This window comes from Actinophytocola sp., assembly GCF_036378875.1.
Lineage (GTDB): Bacteria > Actinomycetota > Actinomycetes > Mycobacteriales > Pseudonocardiaceae > Actinophytocola.
The window spans coordinates 1-20,839 of sequence record NZ_DASUVO010000139.1 but is presented as its reverse complement, the minus strand read 5'-3'; the positions used below and the strand labels follow the sequence as shown (position 1 = coordinate 20,839).

Here is a 20,839-nt window from a genome sequence, read left to right as displayed (position 1 = left end):
CGTGTCCAACAGTCTGGACTGGTGAGTTCGACAATCGGAGTCCACTCCCATTGTCGAACTCACCGGTCTCCTGTGTTGGACACGCGGGTCTCTGGTGTTGGACTCGCGGGGTTAGTCGGGGTCGTAGGCCAGGTTGGGGCGGAGCCAGTGTTCTACTTCGGACACTGGGACGTTGAGGCGGGTTGCGTAGTCTTCCACCTGGTCACGGCCGATGCGGCCCACCGTGAAGTAGCGCGAGTCCGGGTGCTGGAAGATCAGGCCGCTCACCGCGGCGGCCGGGGTCATCGCGAAGTTCTCCGTCAGGCCGATGCCCTGGGCGGACGCGTCCAGCAGTTCGAACAGGAGCGCCTTCTCGCTGTGGTCCGGGCTCGCCGGGTAGCCCAGCGCCGGCCGGATGCCGCGGAAGCGCTCCGCGTGCAGGTCCGCCAGCGACGGCGCGGCGTCCGGCTCGAACCACTGGCGGCGGGCCTCCAGGTGGAGGTACTCGGCGAACGCCTCGGCCAGGCGGTCGGCCAGCGCCTTCACCATGATCGCGCGGTAGTCGTCGTTGGCCGCCTCGTACGACGCCGCCAGGTCCTCCGCGCCGTGGATCGCCACCGCGAAGCCGCCCAGGTGGTCGCCAGAACCGGACGGGGCCACGTAGTCGGCCAGTGAACGGTTGGGACGGCCCTCCGGCTTCTGCGTCTGCTGACGCAGCATCGGGAACCGCTCCCCCGACGCCAGCACGATGTCGTCGCCCTCGGCGAAGGCCGGCCAGAACCCGTACACGCCCTTCGCGGTCAGCGAGCCGGCCGCGATGATCTCGTCCATCATCGTGTTGGCGTCGTCGAACAGCTCGCGCGCGACCGGCTGGTCCAGGATCGCCGGGTACTTGCCCTTGAGCTCCCACGCCAGGAACAGGAACTGCCAGTCGATCATCTCGCGCAGCTCGGCGATCGACGGCGTCATGACCCGCAGGCCGGTGAACGAGGGCGTCGGGACGTCGTCGAACGGCACGACCTCGCGGTTCGCCCGCGCCCGGTCCAGGGTCAACAAGGGCTGGCGGCGCTTGCGCTCGTGCTGCTCCCGCAGCACCTCCTGCTCCTCGCGGGTCCGCTTGGCCAGCGCCTCGGCACGGTCGGCGTCGAGCAGGTCCGACACCACGCCGACGACCCGCGACGCGTCCAGCACGTGCGCGACGATGTTCGAGTACGCCGGCGCGATCCGGACGGCCGTGTGCTGCCGGGACGTCGTCGCGCCGCCGATCAGCAGCGGCAGCTTCAGCCCGCGCCGCTCCATCTCGGCCGCCACCGACACCATCTCGTCGAGCGACGGGGTGATGAGTCCGGAAAGCCCGATGACGTCGGCACTTTCGGCGACCGCGGTGTCCAGAATGGTCGCCGCCGGCACCATCACGCCGAGGTCGATCACCTCGTAGTTGTTGCAGCCCAACACGACGCCGACGATGTTCTTGCCGATGTCGTGCACGTCGCCCTTGACCGTGGCCATGACGACCTTGCCCTGGCCGCGACCCGTGTCGATCTTGCCCTCGAGCCGCAGCTTCTCCTTCTCGGCCTCCATGAACGGCTCGAGGTAGGCGACGGAACGCTTCATCACGCGTGCGCTCTTGACCACCTGCGGCAGGAACATCTTGCCGGACCCGAACAGGTCACCGACGATCTTCATGCCGTCCATCAGCGGACCCTCGATGACCTGGAGCGGCCGCGCGAACTGCTGCCGGGCCTCCTCGGTGTCGTCCTCGATGAAGTCCACGATGCCGTGCACGAGCGCGTGCGACAGTCGTTCGGCGACCGTCCCCTCGCGCCACGACAGGTCGACGACCCGCTTGGTGCCACTGCCCTTCACGTTCTCGGCAAAGGAAACCAGCCGGTCCGTCGCGTCCTCACGACGGTCGAACAGCACGTCCTCGACCAGTTCGAGCAGATCCTTGGGGATGTCCTCGTACACGGCCAGCTGACCCGCGTTCACGATGCCCATGTCCAGGCCGGCGCGGACGGCGTGCAGCAGGAACGCCGAGTGCATGGCCTCACGCACGACGTTGTTGCCACGGAAGGAGAACGACAGGTTCGAGATGCCGCCGCTGGTCCGCACGCCGGGACAGCGCTCCTTGATCCGCGGCAGCGCGTCGATGAACGCCTTGGCGTACCCGTTGTGCTCGGCGATGCCGGTGGCGACCGCGAGCACGTTCGGGTCGAAGATGATGTCCTCGGCCGGGAAGCCGATCTTCTGCGTCAACAGGTCGTAGGCACGCGCGCAGATCTCGACCTTGCGGTCCGCGGTGTCGGCCTGGCCCTGCTCGTCGAACGCCATCACGACGACGCCCGCGCCGTAGTCGCGGATCTTGCGGGCCTGCGCGAGGAACTGCTCCTCGCCCTCCTTCAGGGAGATCGAGTTGACGACCCCCTTGCCCTGCAGGCACTTCAGCCCGGCCTCCAGCACCGTCCACTTGGAACTGTCGACCATGACCGGGATCCTCGCCACCTCGGGCTCGGTCGCGATCAGGTTCAGGAACGTGGTCATCGCCTGCTCGCTGTCGAGCAGGTCGGCGTCCATGTTGACGTCCAGCAGGTTCGCGCCGCCCCGCACCTGGTCGAGCGCGACGTCCACCGCGGCCTGGTAGTCGTCGGACTCGATGAGCCTGCGGAACTTGGCCGAACCGGTGACGTTGGTCCGCTCGCCGATCATCACGAACCCGGTGTCCGGCCCGATCTCGAACGGCTCCAGGCCGGCGAACCGGGACCGGTGTTCGACCTCCGGTATGGCGCGACGCGTACGGCCGTGCGCCGCCTCGGCGATCTTGGCGATGTGCGCGGGCGTCGTGCCGCAGCAGCCGCCGACGATGTTGACCATGCCGGCGCCGATGAAGTCACCGAGCAGCGCGCCGGTCTCCTCTGGGGTCTCGTCGTAGCCGCCGAACGCGTTGGGCAGGCCCGCGTTCGGGTGGCTCGCGACGTAGGTGTCCGCGAGTCGGGCCAGGTCGGCCACGTGCGGGCGCATCTGCTCGGCGCCCAGCGCGCAGTTCACGCCGACGACCAGCGGCTTGGCGTGGGCGACCGAGCGCCAGAACGCCTCGACCGTCTGCCCGGACAGCGTGCGACCGGACAGGTCGACGATGGTGACCGAGATCCACAGCGGCAGATCTGGCGCGACCTCGCGGGCGGCGGCGACGGCGGCCTTGCAGTTGAGCGTGTCGAAGATCGTCTCGATGAGCAGGATGTCGACGCCGCCCTCGGCGAGAGCGCTGATCTGCTCCGCGTAGGCGGCCTTGACCTGGTCGAACGTGACCGCGCGGTACGCGGGGTCCTCGACCTTCGGCGACAGCGACAGTGTCACGTTCAGCGGGCCGATCGAGCCGGCCACGAACTTGCCGCCCGCCTCGTCCGCGGCCTGGCGAGCGAGGCGCGCGGCGGCCAGGTTCATCTCGCGCACGTGGTCCTGGAGGCCGTAGTCGGCCTGCGCGATGGACGTCGCGGTGAACGTGTTGGTGGTCGTGATGTCCGCGCCGGCCGCGAGGTACTGGCGGTGCACGTCCAGGATGAGGTCCGGCCGGGTGATGTTGAGCAGGTCCGGGTCGCCGGTCACGTCGTGGGTGTGGTCGCCGAACCGGTCGCCCTGGAAGTCCTCCGGCGTGAGCGAGGCGTTCTGGAGCATGGTGCCCCACGCCCCGTCGAGCACGGCGATACGCTCGTCGAACAGCGCGCGAAGGGCTAGTTCCTTGCTCATGCGACCTCCCATGTTGTGTGGGAGGCGCCCTTACGTACAGATCGTTCAGGCCGAGCGTGGCGGACCCCAGTCCGTTGCAGCGCCTCTCAGCCCGGACATTGACTTTACCGAGTCTCTCCCGACCGTCGCGATGCCGGCCACATGCTGGGAGATGAACACGTCAGGTACCGCGTCCGAGCCTACGCGCCGCCGAACGGTCAGCTCGGGCCGGCGCGCCACAGGGTTTGGTTGTCTTTGTCGGGTCCCGCCAGCACGTACGTGGTGTCGTGGACCCGTGTGATCGCGGTGACCACGCCGGTGGGGCCGGCCGCGTCGGATGCGTCGCCACCGAGGGTAGCAACGCGCACCACGCTCCGATCGGAGTAGACGAGGGTGTCCCCGACCGGTGGCACCGGCCGTTCGTGATCACCGACAGGTACGTCCGGTACGTCGGATACCCGTCGCCACGCGTTACCGCTCTGCCGCCAGATCGCGAGACTTCCGTCCACCCTGCCCGCGACGGCACACGTGTCGGTGCAGCTCACGGTGATGGCCATGCCGTTCTTGCCCGCGTCGGGGAGCGGTGTGAGGGTCGCGACACCGTCACGCAGCGTCCACACGACAGGCTGCTGCCGCCCTTCCGCGAACTGCCAGCCGGCGATCAGGGCGTCCGCGCCGTGGGCCGTCGCGCCCAACGGGAACTTGAGCGAGTCTTGAGTGCTCTCCAGTGGCGTTCCAGCCGAGCTCTGCCTGTTCCACAAGGTGCCGTCGGTCGTCCACACCGCGACGTCCGAGCCGGTCGTGGCGCTCTGCCACACACCGACGAGCAGTGGACCGGTGGTGGGGAGGACGACGTCGACGAGCGAGCCGGCGCCGTACCCGCCGAACGCGGAGAACTTCTGCGGCTGCTCGGCGAGCCCCGTGCCCTTGGTGCGCCACAGGCTCCACCGGGGGTTGCCGTGCGCGCCGCCGGTCTTGCTGCCGACGGCGACGATCTCGGTGCCGTCGGCGGCCAGCGACTGCCACTCCGCCATCCTGCCGTAGGGCGTCGCGGGGGTGAGGGAGATCTCGGTGGCACGCCCCTTCTCGTACCGCAGCATGCCGGGTTTCCCGTCCTTGCTCACGGCCACGTACAGCACGTCTCCCGCCGCCGCGATGCGGACGGGGACGGCGCCGGAGGGCAGGACGACCGCCGTGAACGGGGCCTTGGCGGACGCCTCGGCGCCACAGCCGGCGAGCAGCAGGACAGCGGTCAGCACAGGAAGCAAGCGCACACCGGTAAGTGTGCCTCAACCGGTTAGTTCGATGGGACAGGAATAGCTGACGAACTTTTGGGAATCCGAAGTCAGGTGTCCCCCCGGCTTTTGAGGTGAGCGACGGTGTCGAAAAAGGCAGACGAGAGTCCCGCCCGCGGCTCGATGGTGACGTTCCTGCTGCGTGACGAGCACGGCGAGCGCTTCCGGGTCGGCGAGGTCACCGGACCGGTGGAGCCGGACCCGATCACCGGGGAGATGTGGGTGGGCATCCGCATGTCCGAGGGACGCCGCAAACACACGGTGAGCATCATCCCGCTCGCGACGGTCCTGAACGTGACACCACCCGGCGGAGTGGAGCGCGGCGCCTTATAGGGCCGCATGTCTCGATATCGCATCTCCTCCGCGGCGAATGAGGTCGTGACCGGTTGAGGCGGGGCTGTCACTCTTAGTTTCGACGTGATGACCACGCTCACCGAGCTCGACACCGATCCGCATCCCGCGTTCGCACGCCTGCGCGCGCGGGAGCCGGTGAGCTGGTTGCCGGAGGCCGGACTGTGGCTCGTGACCGGCTGGCACGACGTCCTCACCGTCCTCTCCGACCCGAAGCGCTATGCCGGCGATTACGCCGGCATCCACGACGTCTTCCGCACCGCCTACCAACCGGGCCTCAGTCCGGCCGAGGTGGACACGATCACCCGGCCGATCGCCCGCAAGGCGGCCGACGACGTGTTCGCCGCCGGCGCCGGCGATCTGACCACCGAGTACTTCGAGCCGGTCGCCGCGGTCGCCGGCGCGACCCTGCTCGGTCTCGGCTTCGGTTGCACGGACACGTTGCTGTACTGGGGAAACACGCTCGCTCGGGTCGAGACCGTCGAGATGACCCCGGACGTCACCGCGCTCATCGACCAGTTGCGACGCCGACCGAGGGGCTCGCTGGTCAGGCGGCTTGTGAACGCCGAAGCGGATCCCGTGCCGCTACTCCGCCACCTCGCGCTGAGTGTGATCGAGCCGGGCTGGCTCGCCGCGTGGACCCTGCTGGCACTGTGGACCGACCGGACACAGCTCGACACCGTGCTCGCGGACCGGCAACTGCTCGGCGCCGCCGTGTACGAGGCCTTGCGGTGGGGCGGGCCCGTCGGTGTGCTGTTCCGCCGCACCGTGTCCGCGGTTTCGTTGGGCGGCCAGGAGATCCGTGCCGGCGACCGGCTCGCGCTCGCCATCGCCTCGGCCAACCGGGACGAGGCCGTGTTCGACGAGCCGGACCGGTTCGACGTGCGCCGGGTGGTCCGATCCAACCTCGGCTTCGGCGCCGGCGCGCATCACTGCCCCGCGCACCCGATGGTCCTGTCGATCGCCCGCACCACACTCGACGTGCTGCTCGACCGCATGCCGGACGTCCGGCCGGCTCTTGGCTGGCTTCCGGCCCCGCACGGCTGGCGACTGCGTCTGCCCGGGCGGCTCGACGCGGTGTGGTCACCACAACGAATTCTTGACTGATCAGTCTCATAAAGACTAGCGTCCGTCCCATGGGGAGGGTGAAGGAGTTCGATCCGGACGCGGTGCTCGCGGCGGCCATGAACCTGTTCTGGCGCCGGGGCTACGAGGCGACCTCGACCGCGGACCTGGTGGCGGAACTGGGCATCGCGCGGGCGAGCCTCTACGCCACGTTCGGCAGCAAGCACGAGCTCTACCTGCGCGCACTGGACCACTACCTGACCGAGCGCGACCCGACGATCGTCGAACTACTGTCCCGGCCCGGGCCAGCGCTGCCCGCCGTACGAGCGCTCGTCGAGGCGTACGCGACCGAGGCAGGCCGCGACGACTGCGGCTGTTTCGTCGTGAACGCGGCCGTGGAGCGGATGACCGACCCGGCGGTCGCGCGGCGGGTGCGGACCAGCTGGGACACCGTCGAGGTGGCGCTCACGTCCGCGCTGCTGCGGGCGCGGGCGCAGGGTGAGCTGCGCGCCGACGCGCAGCCACGGGCACTGGCCCGGTTCCTGCTCGTCTTCCTGCAGGGCATCCGCGTGCTCGGCCGGGACGACACAAGCCCCGAACGCCTTGCCGACGCGGTCCGCACAGCATTGACGATATTGGACTGATTGGTCTCATATGCGATTCTCGGACAAGGTCGTGCTCGTCACCGGCGGCGGGGGCGGCATCGGCAGGGCGACGGCGCTGGCCTTCGCGGCGGAGGGCGCGACGGTCTCGGTGGCCGGGCGGGCGGCGGAGCCGCTGGCCCAGACGGTGAAGCTGATCGAGACCGCCGGGGGCGCCGCCAGCGCGGTGATCGCCGACGTGACCCGCGAGGACGAGGTCGCCGCCATGGTCGAGACGGTCGTGCGCCGCCACGATGGCCTGCACGTCGCGTTCAACAACGCGGGCGTGTTCGTGCCGGGCGGGGTCGTGGACCTGTCGGTGCCCGAGTGGACCCGCGCCATCGACGTCAACCTCACCGGCGTGTGGCTGTCGATGAAGCACGAGATCGCGCACATGCGCGCACGCGGCGGCGGCGCGATCGTGAACAACGCGTCCACCCTCGGCGCGCACGGCCGTCGCCCGGGCACCAGCGCCTACGTGGCGACGAAGGCCGCGGTGAGCGCGCTGACCCGCAACGCGGCGCTGGAGCACATCGCCGACGGGATCCGGATCAACGCCATCAGCCCCGGCCCGGCGGACACCGCGATGTCGCTGCTTCCGGGCGAGACGCCGGCCGACCGCGCGACCCGGCTGCGTGCCGCGCTGCCGATCGGGCGGGTCGGGACGCTCGCGGAGATCGCGTCGGCCGTGCTGTGGCTGGCCTCTCCGGAGTCGGGTTTCACCGTCGGCCACGACCTCGTGCTGGACGGCGGCGCCACCGCCTGATCAGTCCTCCGTAGATGCCGAGCCACGGCGGAACGCGTAGGCGACGGCACGTCACGTAGGTTCACGCGAGTGCGGATCGGGATCCTGGGACCACTCGAAGTGCGAACTGCCGATGGCACGCCGGTCGCCGTCGGCGGACCGCGACCACGCGCCCTACTGGCGCTACTCGCGCTCAACCCCAACCGAGTGGTCCCGATCGACGCGATCCTTGCCGCTCAGTACGGGGACGACCCACCCACCGACGCGGCAGGAGCCGTGCAGGCCCACGTGTCCCGCCTACGCAAGGCGGTCGACGCGGTGGTCTTCGACGGCGCAGGGTACCGGCTCGTGGTCGACCGCGACGACGTCGACGCCCTCCGGTTCGAGCGGCTGGCCGGAGAGGGGCGCCGGCTGCTCGCGGCCGGTGCCCACGACAAGGCCGCGGCCGTGTTGCGGGAGGCGGTCGGTCTCTGGCGCGGGCCAGCGCTCGTCGACCTGCCACACGGCGAACCGCAGGTCGCCCGGCTCGACGAACTGCGGCTCGCGGCGCTCGAGGACCTCGTGGACGCCGAGCTGGCTCTGCCGGAGGGCACGTCCGTCGCGGAGCTTCAGGCGCTCGTCGCCGCCAACCCGCTGCGGGAACGGCTGCGCGGTCAGCTGATGCGGGCACTGCACGCGACCGGCAGGCAGGCCGAGGCACTCGCCGAGTTCGAGGACACCCGCCGGCTGCTCGCCGACGAGCTCGGCGCCGACCCGTCGCCCGAGCTGTCCGCCACCCACCTGGCGATCCTGCGGGCCGACCCGGCGCCGCGGCGGGTGGGGTTGCCCGCGCAGCTCACCAGCTTCGTCGGCCGCGGCGCCGAACTGGCGCGGCTGCGGGAACTGCGTGACACCCGGCTCGTGACGATCCTCGGCCCGGGCGGCACCGGTAAGACCCGACTGGCGATCGAGGCCGCACGCGGGCGGGACGTCTGCTTCGCCGACCTGTCACCGGTGGAGGACGGTGACCTGGTGCCGCACGCGGTGCTCGGCGCGCTCGGGTTGCGGGAGTCCGGTTTCCTGCCGTCGGGCGGCAACCCGGTCCGGCGGCTCGTCGCGGCACTCGACGAGCCACTGCTGTTGGTGCTCGACAACTGCGAGCAGGTCGTGAACGCGGCCGCGACCCTCGCCCGGACATTGCTGGCCGAGTGCCCTTCCCTGACGATCCTCGCCACCAGCAGGGAACCGCTCGGGCTCACCGGCGAAACCCTGCTGCCGCTCGCCCCGCTCACCGAGGACGCGGTGCGCCTGTTCGCCGACCGGGCCGCCGCCGTCCGGCCGGGGTTCGCGGTGACGGACGCGGTGGCCTCGATCTGCACGGCGGTCGACGGGTTGCCGCTGGCCATCGAGCTGGCCGCCGCGCGGCTGCGGCAGTTCACGGTCGAGGAACTGGCCGCCCGGTTGGCGTCGCACGGCCCGTTCCAGTTGCTGTCGCGGGGCGACCGGACGGCGGCCGCGCGGCACCGGACGTTGCGGGCTGTGGTGGCGTGGAGCTGGGATCTGCTAACCCCAGCCGAACAGACGGTGGCGGCGCGGTTCGCGGTGTTCACCGGCGGCGCGTCACTCGCCGCGGTCGAGGCCGTGTGCGACACGACCGACGACGTGCTCGCCGACCTCGTCGACCGGTCTCTCATCGAGACGGACGGCCGGCGGTACCGCATGCTCGACACGATCAGGCTGTTCTGCGCCGAGCACCTCCCCGCCGACGCCCGGCGGGCACACGCGTCGTACTACCTGGCGCTCGCACAACGGGCGGACCCGCACCTGCGGCGAGCCGAACAACTCGACTGGCTCGCGACGCTGTCGGCGGACCACGACAACCTGATGGCCGCGCTGCGCTGGTCGGTCGATGGCGACCCGGCGCTCGGGTACGAACTGATGGCGTCGTTGACCGCGTACTGGTGGCTGTCCGGGCGGCACAGTGAGGCTGGCGGAGCGGCCGCCGCGCTGCTGGAGCGGGCGCCCGGCTCTGGCGAGGGGTACGTGGCCGCCGTCCTGCACGCGCGCGGGCCGCGGACCAGGGCGCAGGAGGTCATGCGGGGTCTGAAGTCGTGGCGGTACCCGTTCGTCGGGACCTTGTGGGGCATGACCGCCGGACCGTGGGGGCCACCGGAGGAGGCCGAGATTGGGACCGACTCGTGGACCCAGGCGGTCGGCCGGTTGAGCATGGGGATCATGCGGGTGCTGGACGGTCAACCCTCGGTCGGCGAGGCGGAACTGCGGGACGTGCTGGCGACGTTCCGGGACCTCGGCGAACGATGGGGCATGGCACAGGCGCTGGACTGGCTCGGCGAGGTGGCGGGCTGGCGCGGCGAGTGGGACCGGGCCCGGTCGCTGTGGGCGGAGTCGCTGGCACTCTACGAGCGGTTCGGCGCGCTGGAGGAATGCGTCGACGTACTGTGCCGACGAGCGGACTGCCTGCTGCGGCAGGGAGACACGGTCGGCGCCGAGGCGGACGTCCTCCACGCGGGCGAGTTGAACCGGCGCGCAGGACAGCCGCCGTCCCCGACCGTCCTGCTCGGCCTGGCGACGATCACGGGCGCCTCGCTCACCCCAGCACTGGCCGCGACAAGCGACGACTTCAGAGGCTTCCCTACGCGGGCACGGATCCTGACCGCCATGGACCGCCACGAGGAGGCCGTCGAGACAGCCAGAAGATCACCGTTCGCCGCGACGCTCGCGTCCGCTGTGGAAGGTCTGGCAAGCGCGACACCCCCGGCACGGGCGGCGTTCCTGCTGGGCACGGCGGTGGCACTGCGCGGCACAGCCATCGCGGGTGATCCTCTGGTAGCCGCGACAGCGGCACGCGCGACCAAGGAACTGGGCGCCGACGGTTTCGCCGCCGCCTACGCACAGGGCGCCGGCCAGTCCCGCGCCGACGCCTCAACCGCGGTGCTCTGAAGGGTGTCCCTGTCCACCGCCAAGACCACACGACAGATCCGAGCGTGCCCATTCCGAACAAGCCGTTCATGATCAACGCCAACGCAGATGGGGTGGCGCAGCCCACTGGTGGCCGATGTCCTGAGGGGCCCTTCAGGATATCCGGGCTTGGCCAAGGGCGGTGCTGCGCGGTGAAGGGGAGCCTTCCTCACCGTGGGCGTGATGAAGGACGCTCGCACGACCACCGACTCGAACCGCCCGCGAACGGGAACTGCCCGCCATCGGACCACACAACCGCGAAACCACCACAGGCTCAACACCCGGCATCGGCTGAGCGGTTTCATGATCAACGCCAACACAGATGGTTGCGTAGGCATCCCCCACCCATACCCGGGGGGCCACCCCGAGGCCATCGTACCAAGCCACACAGACAAAACCCCAGGTCGCGGGCCCCTGTGGACAACTTTCGGTGGCCAGTCCGAGCGAATGGGACACTCGTGCGCCCCAACCGACTTCGCACGAGCACCCGGGGGACCCGGCACCGCGGCGAACCTTCAGGCGCTGTCAGTCGGCCGTCGGTGAACCGTCGGCGCGTGGCGCGACGTTGTCGGCATGAAGATTCTCATTTCCGGTGCCAGTATCGCCGGCCCGTCGCTCGCTCTCTGGCTCGCTCGCTACGGCGCGACCGTCACCGTCGTCGAGAAGGCGCCCGCGCCACGACCTGGCGGACAGGCCGTCGACTTCAAGGGTGCGACCCACCGCACGGTCCTGGAACGGATGGGCATCCTCGACGAGGTGTACCGGCGTCAGACCGGCGGTCGTGATCAGACCATTGTGGACGGACAAGGTCGCACACTGACCGTCATGCCAGGGGAGTTCACCGGCGGGGACGTCGAGATCCGGCGCGGTGACCTCGCCGCGTTGCTGTACGAACGCACGAAGAGCAGCTGCGAGTACGTGTTCGGCGACTCGATCACGTCGCTCACCGAGACGGCCGGTGGCGTGCACGTAACGTTCGCCGCCAGTGCGCCTCGCACGTTCGACCTGGTCGTCGGCGCCGATGGTATTCACTCGAACGTCCGGCGCCTCGCGTTCGGGCCCGAGAGGGACTACGTCCGCTTCCTCGGTCACTACTACGCGCTCGCGAAACTGGACATCGACGGCGATGGCCTGATGTACAACGAACCTGGCCGTATGGCGGCGATCGGTGGGTCGAAGGCGCAGTCGTTCTTCGTGTTCGCGTCACACGAGCTTTCCTATGACCACTACGACACCGAGCAGCAGCGGAAGCTGTTGATGGACGCCTACCGTGGTGGCGGCTGGCGGATCCCGGAGCTCATGGCGAAAGTCCCTGCGGCGCAGGAGTTCTACCTCGACTCGATCAGTCGCACGGACATGTCCGACTACGCGAAGGGCCGGGTCGTGTTGTTGGGCGACGCGGCTTATGGCAACACGCTCGCCGGCTTCGGCACGGGCCTCGCGGTCGTGGGTGCGTACGTGCTCGCCGGTGAGCTGCACCGCTCGGGCGGCGACCACGCGATCGCTTTTCGCCGGTACACGGACCTGCTTCGCCCCTACGCGAAGGTCGCCAAGAGCGGTAACGCGGGGCGGTTCCTGGCCCCGGAAACCCAACGTGGTATCCGCATGCGCAACTGGATGTTCAAGCGCACCACGCTGTTCACGGCGATGATGAAGCTTACCGACCGCTTCGCCACCAAGATCGATCTACCTGTCTACTGAGGTCAGTCCACTTCGGTCATGGTGGAAATTTGCAGGTCGTCGGTCTTTTTTGCGATTCCTTGACCAACCGGCTGACGACTTCGCTACTGTCCTGCCCCGTGATCAACGAGAACAGGATGATGCTGGCCGCCGGCGTGGCTGTGCTGGCGCTGATCGCCGGCTGTGGAAACGACTCCACCTCGTCGAATGGCTCTTCTCCCAAGGAAACGACGGAGACGAGCAGTAGCGCGACGCCGGAGATCAAGGACCCCGCTGTGGAAGCCGCGGCACTGCGAACCGTGGACCCGTGTGCACTGCTGAACGAGACGACACTCGGCGACACCGGCACCCTCGTGCCGGACAGTCTCTCCACGTTGGACTGGGGCGAGTGCGGCGTCGACGTCACCGACGCGAGCGGCAAGACCGTCGAGTTCGTACTACGTGTCGGTGACCAGATAATCCTGGTGGACGACCCGACCGAGGAGCTGGAAGGACTGCCGCTCGTCGTCGACGACGAGGACAAGGAGTCCTGCTGGATTTCCGTTGTGACGTCCTACGAACTGTCGCTGGCGATCACGTTCCAGGTCGACTACGTCGGCGGCGACGGCTGCGCGGCGGGCAAGGCCGCACTGACCAAGGTCGTACAGGCTGTGCACAACAACCCGCCGCAGTACCAGCAGGTGCCAGGCTCGGTCCTGACCGTCGACCCGTGCACGGTGGCCGACAAGGAGGCCATCGAGACCGCGCTGGGACAGAAGTCGTTCATGGAAGTCAAGAACCTGCACGTGTGCGACTTCTGGTCGGGTGACGGCACCAACTACCCGCTGGTGTCGGTGAGCCTTCTCAAGGGCCTGCCGCCGGACGCCGAGGACGGCGAGCCGGTCGACCTGGGCGGCGGCGTGACGGCCATCCAGGCGAAGGAAGTGGACAGCAGCACCGTCAGCTGTGACGTGTCCTGGCGCGAGATCGAGACACCGTCCGAGGACGAGGCCCCGGGCTGGGGCGAGCTGGTTTCCGTCGAGATCAGCGGCGAACCAGCCGACCTCGACGCGGCCACCGCGTGCGACAAGGCAGTGGCAGTGGCGAAAACCGTGGTCCCGTCCCTGGGTTAGGTTTGGGTTCCCTGTAGGGTTTCCGCCAGTTCTGGGAGTAGTTCCGCGAACTCCTGGGCGCCGAACTGCCAGTTGTGGCCGCCCGGGCGGACGAGCACCGTCGTGTCTATCCCGTCCGCCCGGCAGGCCGCGGCCAGTGTGTAGGCCGCGTGGGTGGTGCGGTGTTCTGTTGTGCCGTCGGCGAAAACGCCCGTCACGCCGGCGTAGTGCCGGTGGTGGGCCAGCACCGTGAGCGGGTCGTGCGCGGCCCACGCGGCGCGGTCGCCGCCATAGAGGCTGTCTATTGTGGACTGCTCGTCACCGGTGTTGGGGCCGAGGTCGCCCGAGATGTCGATGAAGTGACGGAAGACGTCGGGGTGCTCGACGGTCAGGTCGACCGCGCAGGTGCCGCCCATCGACCAGCCAGCCACGCCCCAGCCGGTGGGCGAGACGCCGAAGTGCGCGGCCATGTACGCCGGGATGTCCCGGACGAGGTGGGTCTCGGAGTTGCCGTGCGGGCCGTCGACACACTCGGTGTCGACGGTGAACCCACCGGAGGCGTCCGCGAAAACGAGGATCGGCGCACGGCCGTGGTGGTAGCGCGCGAACTTGTCGGCGGCGATCTCCGCGCCGCCGGACCGGACCCAGTTCTCCGGCGTCGAGAACTCGGCGCCGATCATCTCGATCACCGGGAATTGTTCCTTTCGCCCGGAACGGAACCACGCCGGCGGTAGGTAAACGTATTCTTCGCGGTGAGTAAAATGACTGTAATTGTCCGGGATGGAAACGGGCACGACACGTCCCGACCGGGTCGCCGGGTCCACCGAGGTCAGCTGACGGGCACCGACCTGTGCCGGCAGCGGCTCACCGGTCAGCTCCCCGAACGCGGCGCCGATCGTCGGGTAGTAGCCGACGAACTCGTTCAGCGCGCTCGCCGCCGACAACCCGGTGAGCACGACCGCGCCGAGTGCGACCACCCGCCGCCACGCCGGTGCTCGCCACAGGCCAATGACCAGCGCGAACATCAACGCGCCGATCCAGAACCACACCTCGCCCGGCAGCGGCTCCGGCTGGGCGAGCACGTCGTCGGCGACGATCGCGACGACCGCCCCGACGACAAGGGCGATCGCGACGGCGACCGGCACACGCCGGGTCCACCAGTGCCGATCCCGTCGCCCGACCGCGAGTACGACAGCCGCCACGGCGGCGATCCGGAGGGTCCACGGCAGCCATCCGGAGAGCAATGACACACTCACGCCCGTCATTGTGGAGGTAATTCCTGAGAGTTGCCTGAAATACGGACCAACTGGTGGCGATCACCTTTTTCCGGGCGTATCAATAAGGGCGGCGAAGGAGCGAGGCATGCGAAACTCCTGGTGTGTCTACAACGGACGCGCGGTTCGGGTGCTGGCCACCACCGCCCGGGTGGCGGGACTGCTCGCCGTCCTGGCGGTCGTGCTGCCCGTCGGCAGGCGGCTGTTCCGTCCGTCCCTCGCGACCTGGTTCGGGCTGCCCTACCAGGCGCACGTCGGCGCACTGGTGGTGACCGCGGTCGCGGGCCTCGGGCTGCTGACGCTCGCGACCGGGCTGCGCCGGCGCAAACGGCGCGCGTGGCAGCTGGCGATGGGGCTGACCGGGCTGATCGCCGTGCTGCAGCTGGTGTTCCGGCACGCCCCGGCCGCGACGCTCGTGGCGGCCGGCCTGTTCGCCGCCCTGTTCGCGTACCGGCGTGAGTTCGCCGCACGGCCCGACCCGGCGACCGGCCGCTGGCTCGGCGTCCGGGTGTTCGCCCAGATCGCGCTCGGCGGCGTGCTGGTGAACTTCCTGATCATGCTGTTCGCGCGTCACCGGCTGATCGGCAGCCCGTCGGTCACCGATCGACTCGAGCACGCGGCGCTGTCGCTGGTCGGCGTGTCCGGTCCGGTCGGGTTCCGCGTGGTGTTCCTCGACGACCTCACCTCGGCGATCGGCATCGTCAGCGGCGTCACGGCGGCGCTGCTGGGCGGCTACTTCCTGCTGCGGTCGGCCGAACCGGCGCCGGCCGGCTGGGGGGACGCCACCCTGCGGCGGCTGCTCGACGGGCGGGACTCGCTCGCGTACTTCGCGTTGCGCCCGGACAAGTCGGTGGTGTTCTCGCCGACCGAGAAGGCCGCGGTGAGCTACCGCGTGCTGGCCGGCGTGGCGCTGGCGTCCGGCGACCCGCTCGGCGACCCGGAGGCGTGGCCCGGCGCGATCACCGCGTTCCTGGAGACGTGCGCGCAGCACGGCTGGGTGCCGGCGGTGCTCGGCTGTTCGGAACGCGGCGCGACGGTGTGGTCCCGGCACGGCCTGCGCGCACTGGAGCTGGGCGACGAGGCGGTGGTGGACGCGACGACGTTCACCGTCGAGGGTCGCGCGATGCGGGACGTGCGGCAGCTGGCGGCCCGCGCGAGGCGCGCGGGTTACGAGATCCGGGTGCGGCGGACGGTTGAGGTGTCCGAAGTGGAGCGTCTGCGGCTGGCCGCGCTCGCGGAGGAATGGCGTGGCACGGAACCGGAACGCGGCTTCTCCATGGCACTGTGCCGCACGGCCGCTGGCGACGACCCGGAGTGCGTGCTGGTGACCGCGGAACGCGACGGCGAGTGCCATGGCCTGCTGCAGTTCGTCCCGTGGGGCGACGACGGCCTGTCGCTGGACGTGATGCGCCGCGACCGCACCGCGCAGGGCGGCCTGAACGAACTGATGATCACGACGCTGCTCGCCACGTGCCGGGACCTCGGCGTGCACAAGGTGTCGCTGAACTTCGCCGTCTTCCGCGCCGCGCTGGAACGAGGAGAACGCATCGGCGCCGGTCCGGTGGCCCGTGCGTGGGCGTCCCTGCTGCGGCTGGGCTCTCGCTGGTGGCAGATCGAGAGCCTGTACCGGTTCAACGCCAAGTTCCAGCCGGCGTGGGTGCCGAGGTTCATCGCGTTCCCCGCCGCGCGCGAGCTACCGAGGATCGCGCTGGCGACCATGGAGGCGGAGGGCTTCGGCGGCCGGCCGCGCGTGCTTCTCCGTGCCCTGCAACGGGTCTAGCAGTTCGGCGCCTCGTCGTGCGCCTGCGCCAACACCTGGTCCTCGTTGAGCAACGTCTGCATCGTCGGCTCGTCCAGCAGCGTCGGGTGTGCGTCGGCCATGAACACCACGTCCTCGAACGACTCCACGGGCATGAACTCCATGGCGCTCAGGATGTCCCGCATGGGTGGCAGCGCCTCGTTGATCCCGGCGATCTCCTTGTCGACGAGTTCCTGCGTCCGTGACGTCGGCGCGAGCGGCAGGCTCTGGAACATGCCGAGCAACTCGGTGAGCAGGTCGACATGGGCCGTGAGGTACGCGATCACCGCCGGCCGGTCCTCCTCGATCGGGTCCCGGTCGTAGGGCAGCGGGCCGGCCGGCAGCTGCGTCCACCTGTTGTACGCCAGGCAGACCGCGTCGACCCATGGCGCGTACAGGGCGAGTTCCCCTGGCGGCGCGGACGGCACCGTCGAGGTCGTGGCCGATACCGGCTCGTTCGACGGCGGCTCACTCCTGGACACCATCGTGCAGCCGGCGAGGGCCAGCAGCAGCACGACGAACAACACCCGCATGACGACTCCCCCGGTTGACCCCTTTCCGAGGCTATCGCTCCGGCGGAGCCCGAGGGTTACAGCTCCGGGAGTTGGCGGCGCAGCAGGCAGAACTCGTTGCCCTCCGGGTCCTGGAGGACGTGCCACGACTCCTCACCGGTCTGGCCGACGTCCACCGGCTTGGCGCCGATGGCCAGCAGGCGAGCCAGCTCCGCGTCCTGGTCGCGGTCGACCGGGTTCACGTCGAGGTGCAGGCGCAGCTTCCCCGACTTCGGCTCGGTCGTGCGGCCGAACACCAGAATCGGCGCCGCCCCGCCGAAGCCGCCCGCCGGGCCGATCTCCACCCCGTCGTCGGGCTCCTCGCGGCCCAACTCCACGTACCCCAGCACCTCGCACCAGAAGCGGGACAGCGTGACGGGGTCGGCACAGTCGATGACCAATTCGGACAGTCGGCAACTCATGCGCACAGTGTGACGCACACGACCCGGCTTGCAAGTTAGGCTAGGCTTTCTTTACTGTTCGACTGTGTCTGTGAACGGGGTCTCCGCCAGAGAGATCGACATCGCCTACGGGCGGGACGTCGTCGTGCGTGCCGCCTCGATCGCGCTGGCCGCCGGCACCGTCACCGCGCTGATCGGCCCCAACGGCAGCGGAAAGTCCACCCTGCTGCGCGCGCTGGCGCGCCTCCACCCACCCGTCGCGGGGGATGTCGCGTTCGCCGACGGCACCGACCTGCGGGTGCTGTCCGCACGCGACCTGGCCCGCCGCATCACGTTGCTGTCACAGCAGCGGACCGCGCCTGGCGGGCTCGCCGTGCGTGAGCTCGTCGAGTTCGGCCGGCACCCGCACCGGTCCCGCTGGGGCGGGCGGGACCCCGAAGGACCCTCGGCCGTCGAGCGGGCCATGACGCTCACCGGGCTCACCGCCCTCGCGGACCGGCCGGTGCAGGCCCTGTCCGGCGGCCAGGCGCAGCGGGTGTGGCTGGCCAGCTGCCTCGCCCAGGACACCGCGCTGCTCCTGCTCGACGAGCCGACGACCTTCCTCGACCTGCGCTACCAGGTCGAGATCCTCGACGTCGTCCGCGACCTCGCCGACGAGCACGGCGTCGGGGTCGGCGTGGTCCTGCACGACCTCGACCAGGCGGCCGCGGTCGCGGACCGGCTGCTTCTCCTCGAAGGCGGCCGGGTCACCGCGGAAGGCGCCCCCGCCGACGTGCTGACCAGCGAGAACCTCACGCGGGCGTACGGGATCCGCGTCGACGTCCATATCGACCCGGTCGACGGCCGGATGCACACCCGCGCGGTCGGCCGCTTCAACGAAGCCGCCATCCGGACCGCCTGAAAAGAAAGAAACACCACCCATGCGCACTACACGTGTGATCATCGGCCTGTCCGCGGCCGCCGGCTTACTCCTCGCCGGCTGCGGCACGACCGAGGACCCGGCCGCGGCCAACTCGTCGAGCGGCGAGGAGATCACGGTCGTCGACTCCCGTGGCAAGGAGGTCAAGCTCGACGGACCGGCGAAGCGGATCGCCGCCACCGAGTGGAACGGGGTCGAGCACCTGGTGTCGCTGGGGGTCATGCCGGTCGCCGTGTCGGACATCAAGGGCTACGAGGCGTGGACGAGCGCGGCGCCGCTCGACGACACGCCGAAGGACATCGGTACCCGGGGGGAACCGAGCATCGACACGCTCAGCTCGCTCGACCTCGACCTCGTGGTGGTCACCGACAGCCTCGTCGAGGGCGCGCTGGAGCAGATCGAGGAGCAGATCCCGGTGATCGTGCTCGTGGGCAGCGACAGCGAGGACAGCATCGGGTCGATGTTCGACAGCCTCGACATGCTGGCGAAGGCGACCGGCACCGAGGACAAGGCGACACAGCTGAAGGACGACTTCGACGCCAAACTCGCCGAGGGCAAGGCGGCGGTCGACGAGCTGGGCGCGACCGGCGAGCAGGTCGCGTTCTCCGACGCCTATGTGGACGCCGGTTCGGTCAGCATCCGCCCGTACGCCAAGGGTTCGCTCGTGTCCGACGTGTTCGCGCGGATCGGTCTTGAGAACGCGTGGCCGATGGCCGGCGACGAGGTGTACGGCCTCGCGCAGGCGGACGTCGAGGGCCTGACGGCGCTGCCGGACGTGCGGTTCTGGTACATCGCCAACGAGGTGGACGGTGACCCGTACACCGACCAGTTGGCGGGCAACGCGATCTGGCAGAACCTGCCGTTCGTCAAGAGCGGCAAGGTCCACCGCTTCGACGACGGGCTGTGGATGTTCGGCGGCCCGCTCTCGATGGCACAGTTCGTCGACGCCGCCGTCGCCGCGCTGAAGGCCTGAGTGGACACGACGATCGCCGCGAGCCCGGTGGCCCGCGCGGGCCGGCTCACGCTGCTGGTCACCGGGCTCGGCGTCCTGATCGCGCTCGGCTCGGCCGTGCACCTCACGCAGGGCACGTCGAGCACGAACGCGCTGGACGTGCTGCGGCTGATCACGGGCGCCGGCACGGACGGCACCGCGGCGGTCGTCATCGAGTCCCGGCTCCCCCGGCTGCTCGCCGCGCTGCTCGTCGGCGTCGCGCTCGGCGTCGCGGGCGCGGTGCTGCAGTCGGTGTCCCGCAACATCATGGCGTCGCCGGACACGCTCGCCGTCGACGCGGGCGCACACCTCGCGCTGGTCACGGTCGCCGCGTTCGGGATCTCGCTCCCGCTGCTCGGGGCGGCCGGCGTCGCGTTCGTCGGTGGGCTCGGCGCGGCGGTGCTGGTGCTCACGCTGTCCGGCACCGGCGGCACGGGAGTCGTGCGGCTGGTGCTGGCCGGCACCGCGATCGCGCTCGCGATGATCGCGCTGACCCACATACTGATCCTGCTGTTCTCCAACGAAACCCGCGGCCTGTTCGCATGGGGCGCGGGTTCGTTGGGGCAGAACGGACTCGGCGGCGTGGTCACGTTCGCGCCCCTCGTCGGCGGGGCACTCGTGCTGCTGCTCGCCATGTCGCGACGGCTGGACCTCGTGTACCTGGGCGACGACCACGCACGCACACTCGGTGTCCACGTTGGACGGATCCGTTTCGCGGCGATCACGCTGGCCGTGCTGATGGCGGCGTCGGCGGTGACGCTCGCCGGCCCGATCGGCTTCGTCGGCCTCGCCGCGCCGGCGCTGGTCCGTCTGCTGGCCAGTCACGTGCCCGGCCTGCACCGGCACGCGGCGCTCGTCCCGGTGTCCGCCGCCACCGGGGTCGCGCTGCTGCTCGGCGCGGATGTGTTGCTGCGTGCGGTGATCGGCTCGCAGGGCGCGCTCGAGGTGCCGACGGGCGTGGTGACGACCATTCTCGGCGCGATCTTCCTCATCGTGCTGGCACGCAACGTCCGTGTGTCCGCCGGAACCGAGCCACCCGCCGCCACCGTACGCGGCGGCGTGACCGGCACCCGGTTCCGGTTGCTGGTGGGCGGACTCGTGGTCGTCGCGGCCGGCGTGGTCGTCGGCTCGGTCCTGCTCGGGGACGCGAAGCTGCTGATGGGTGACCTGCTCAACTGGGTCACCGGCCAGGCGGGCCCGATCGTCACGAACGTCATGGAGAACCGGGCGCCCCGCGTGGTGGCCGCGTTGGTGGCCGGCGCCTCGCTCGCGCTCGCGGGCGCGTTGATCCAGGCCGTCGCGCGGAATCCCCTGGCAGAGCCCGGGATCATCGGTGTTGCCGGTGGTGCGGGCCTTGGCGCGGTCACCGTCATCACG

The 20,839-nt window shown here is 70.1% G+C and carries 16 protein-coding genes; 11 read left to right on the top strand and 5 right to left on the bottom strand.

Annotation, left to right across the window (positions count from 1 at the left end; genetic code table 11):
- Positions 1 to 111: 111 nt before the first annotated feature.
- Both metH and VF106_RS40010 read right to left on the bottom strand, forming a co-directional pair.
- Positions 112 to 3,723, bottom strand: a complete 3,612-nt coding sequence (gene metH / locus VF106_RS40015; RefSeq protein WP_330845223.1) for a methionine synthase — start codon at positions 3,721 to 3,723, stop codon at positions 112 to 114.
- A gap of 197 nt (positions 3,724 to 3,920) precedes the next feature.
- Complete coding sequence (locus tag VF106_RS40010; protein ID WP_330845222.1) at positions 3,921 to 4,976, bottom strand: hypothetical protein; 1,056 nt, start codon at positions 4,974 to 4,976, stop codon at positions 3,921 to 3,923.
- Between the two features lie 105 nt (positions 4,977 to 5,081).
- Here VF106_RS40010 and VF106_RS40005 point away from each other — a divergent pair, with 105 nt between their 5' ends.
- The 7 genes from VF106_RS40005 to VF106_RS39975 all read left to right on the top strand — a co-directional run bounded on the left by VF106_RS40005 (position 5,082) and on the right by VF106_RS39975 (position 13,549).
- The gene (locus tag VF106_RS40005) at positions 5,082 to 5,330 is read left to right on the top strand and encodes a hypothetical protein (RefSeq protein ID WP_330845221.1); all 249 of its coding nucleotides are present in this window, start codon (positions 5,082 to 5,084) and stop codon (positions 5,328 to 5,330) included.
- Positions 5,331 to 5,417: 87 nt separating this feature from the next.
- A complete protein-coding gene (locus VF106_RS40000) occupies positions 5,418 to 6,455 on the top strand; it encodes a cytochrome P450 (RefSeq protein WP_330845220.1) in 1,038 nt (345 codons plus the stop codon).
- A gap of 29 nt (positions 6,456 to 6,484) precedes the next feature.
- A complete protein-coding gene (locus VF106_RS39995; RefSeq protein ID WP_330845219.1) occupies positions 6,485 to 7,057 on the top strand; it encodes a TetR/AcrR family transcriptional regulator in 573 nt (190 codons plus the stop codon).
- Positions 7,058 to 7,067: 10 nt separating this feature from the next.
- Positions 7,068 to 7,820 (top strand): SDR family NAD(P)-dependent oxidoreductase, encoded by a 753-nt coding sequence (locus VF106_RS39990; RefSeq protein ID WP_330845218.1) that lies wholly within the window; start codon positions 7,068 to 7,070, stop codon positions 7,818 to 7,820.
- Positions 7,821 to 7,919: 99 nt separating this feature from the next.
- The gene (locus VF106_RS39985; protein ID WP_330845217.1) at positions 7,920 to 10,739 is read left to right on the top strand and encodes an AfsR/SARP family transcriptional regulator; all 2,820 of its coding nucleotides are present in this window, start codon (positions 7,920 to 7,922) and stop codon (positions 10,737 to 10,739) included.
- A 591-nt stretch (positions 10,740 to 11,330) separates the two neighbouring features.
- Positions 11,331 to 12,458: an FAD-dependent monooxygenase gene (locus tag VF106_RS39980; RefSeq protein WP_330845216.1), complete on the top strand. Its 1,128-nt coding sequence runs from the start codon at positions 11,331 to 11,333 to the stop codon at positions 12,456 to 12,458.
- A gap of 98 nt (positions 12,459 to 12,556) precedes the next feature.
- The gene (locus VF106_RS39975; RefSeq protein ID WP_330845215.1) at positions 12,557 to 13,549 is read left to right on the top strand and encodes a DUF3558 family protein; all 993 of its coding nucleotides are present in this window, start codon (positions 12,557 to 12,559) and stop codon (positions 13,547 to 13,549) included.
- Here the strand turns inward: VF106_RS39975 and VF106_RS39970 are convergent.
- On the bottom strand, positions 13,546 to 14,784 hold the full coding sequence (locus VF106_RS39970; protein WP_330845214.1) for an alpha/beta hydrolase: 1,239 nt from the start codon (positions 14,782 to 14,784) through the stop codon (positions 13,546 to 13,548). The two genes, VF106_RS39975 and VF106_RS39970, sit on opposite strands and share 4 nt — an antisense overlap.
- 106 nt (positions 14,785 to 14,890) lie before the next feature.
- Here VF106_RS39970 and VF106_RS39965 point away from each other — a divergent pair, with 106 nt between their 5' ends.
- The gene (locus tag VF106_RS39965; RefSeq protein WP_330845213.1) at positions 14,891 to 16,582 is read left to right on the top strand and encodes a phosphatidylglycerol lysyltransferase domain-containing protein; all 1,692 of its coding nucleotides are present in this window, start codon (positions 14,891 to 14,893) and stop codon (positions 16,580 to 16,582) included.
- Here VF106_RS39965 and VF106_RS39960 read toward each other — a convergent pair.
- Together VF106_RS39960 and VF106_RS39955 are read right to left on the bottom strand one after the other, a co-directional pair.
- Entirely contained in the window at positions 16,579 to 17,133 is a 555-nt protein-coding gene (locus VF106_RS39960) for a hypothetical protein (RefSeq protein WP_330845212.1), read from the bottom strand. The two genes, VF106_RS39965 and VF106_RS39960, sit on opposite strands and share 4 nt — an antisense overlap.
- A gap of 56 nt (positions 17,134 to 17,189) precedes the next feature.
- Positions 17,190 to 17,573, bottom strand: coding sequence for a VOC family protein (locus tag VF106_RS39955; protein ID WP_330845211.1), 384 nt, complete (start codon positions 17,571 to 17,573; stop codon positions 17,190 to 17,192).
- Between the two features lie 64 nt (positions 17,574 to 17,637).
- Between VF106_RS39955 and VF106_RS39950 the strand changes: the two genes are divergently transcribed.
- From VF106_RS39950 to VF106_RS39940, 3 genes are all read left to right on the top strand, one after another.
- Complete coding sequence (locus VF106_RS39950) at positions 17,638 to 18,453, top strand: ABC transporter ATP-binding protein (RefSeq protein ID WP_330845210.1); 816 nt, start codon at positions 17,638 to 17,640, stop codon at positions 18,451 to 18,453.
- A 19-nt stretch (positions 18,454 to 18,472) separates the two neighbouring features.
- Entirely contained in the window at positions 18,473 to 19,444 is a 972-nt protein-coding gene (locus VF106_RS39945; RefSeq protein WP_330845209.1) for an ABC transporter substrate-binding protein, read from the top strand.
- Positions 19,445 to 20,839, top strand: a 1,395-nt coding sequence (locus VF106_RS39940) for an iron chelate uptake ABC transporter family permease subunit (protein WP_330845208.1), incomplete at its 3' end; no start/stop codon positions are given.

Coding starts and splice junctions, on each gene's coding strand:
- metH (WP_330845223.1), bottom strand. CDS start 3,723: ATGAGCAAGGAACTAGCCCTTCGCGCGCTGTTCGACGAGCGTATCGCC.
- VF106_RS39945 (WP_330845209.1), top strand. CDS start 18,473: ATGCGCACTACACGTGTGATCATCGGCCTGTCCGCGGCCGCCGGCTTA.
- VF106_RS39995 (WP_330845219.1), top strand. CDS start 6,485: ATGGGGAGGGTGAAGGAGTTCGATCCGGACGCGGTGCTCGCGGCGGCC.
- VF106_RS39955 (WP_330845211.1), bottom strand. CDS start 17,573: ATGAGTTGCCGACTGTCCGAATTGGTCATCGACTGTGCCGACCCCGTC.
- VF106_RS39960 (WP_330845212.1), bottom strand. CDS start 17,133: ATGCGGGTGTTGTTCGTCGTGCTGCTGCTGGCCCTCGCCGGCTGCACG.
- VF106_RS39965 (WP_330845213.1), top strand. CDS start 14,891: ATGCGAAACTCCTGGTGTGTCTACAACGGACGCGCGGTTCGGGTGCTG.
- VF106_RS39980 (WP_330845216.1), top strand. CDS start 11,331: ATGAAGATTCTCATTTCCGGTGCCAGTATCGCCGGCCCGTCGCTCGCT.
- VF106_RS39990 (WP_330845218.1), top strand. CDS start 7,068: ATGCGATTCTCGGACAAGGTCGTGCTCGTCACCGGCGGCGGGGGCGGC.
- VF106_RS40000 (WP_330845220.1), top strand. CDS start 5,418: ATGACCACGCTCACCGAGCTCGACACCGATCCGCATCCCGCGTTCGCA.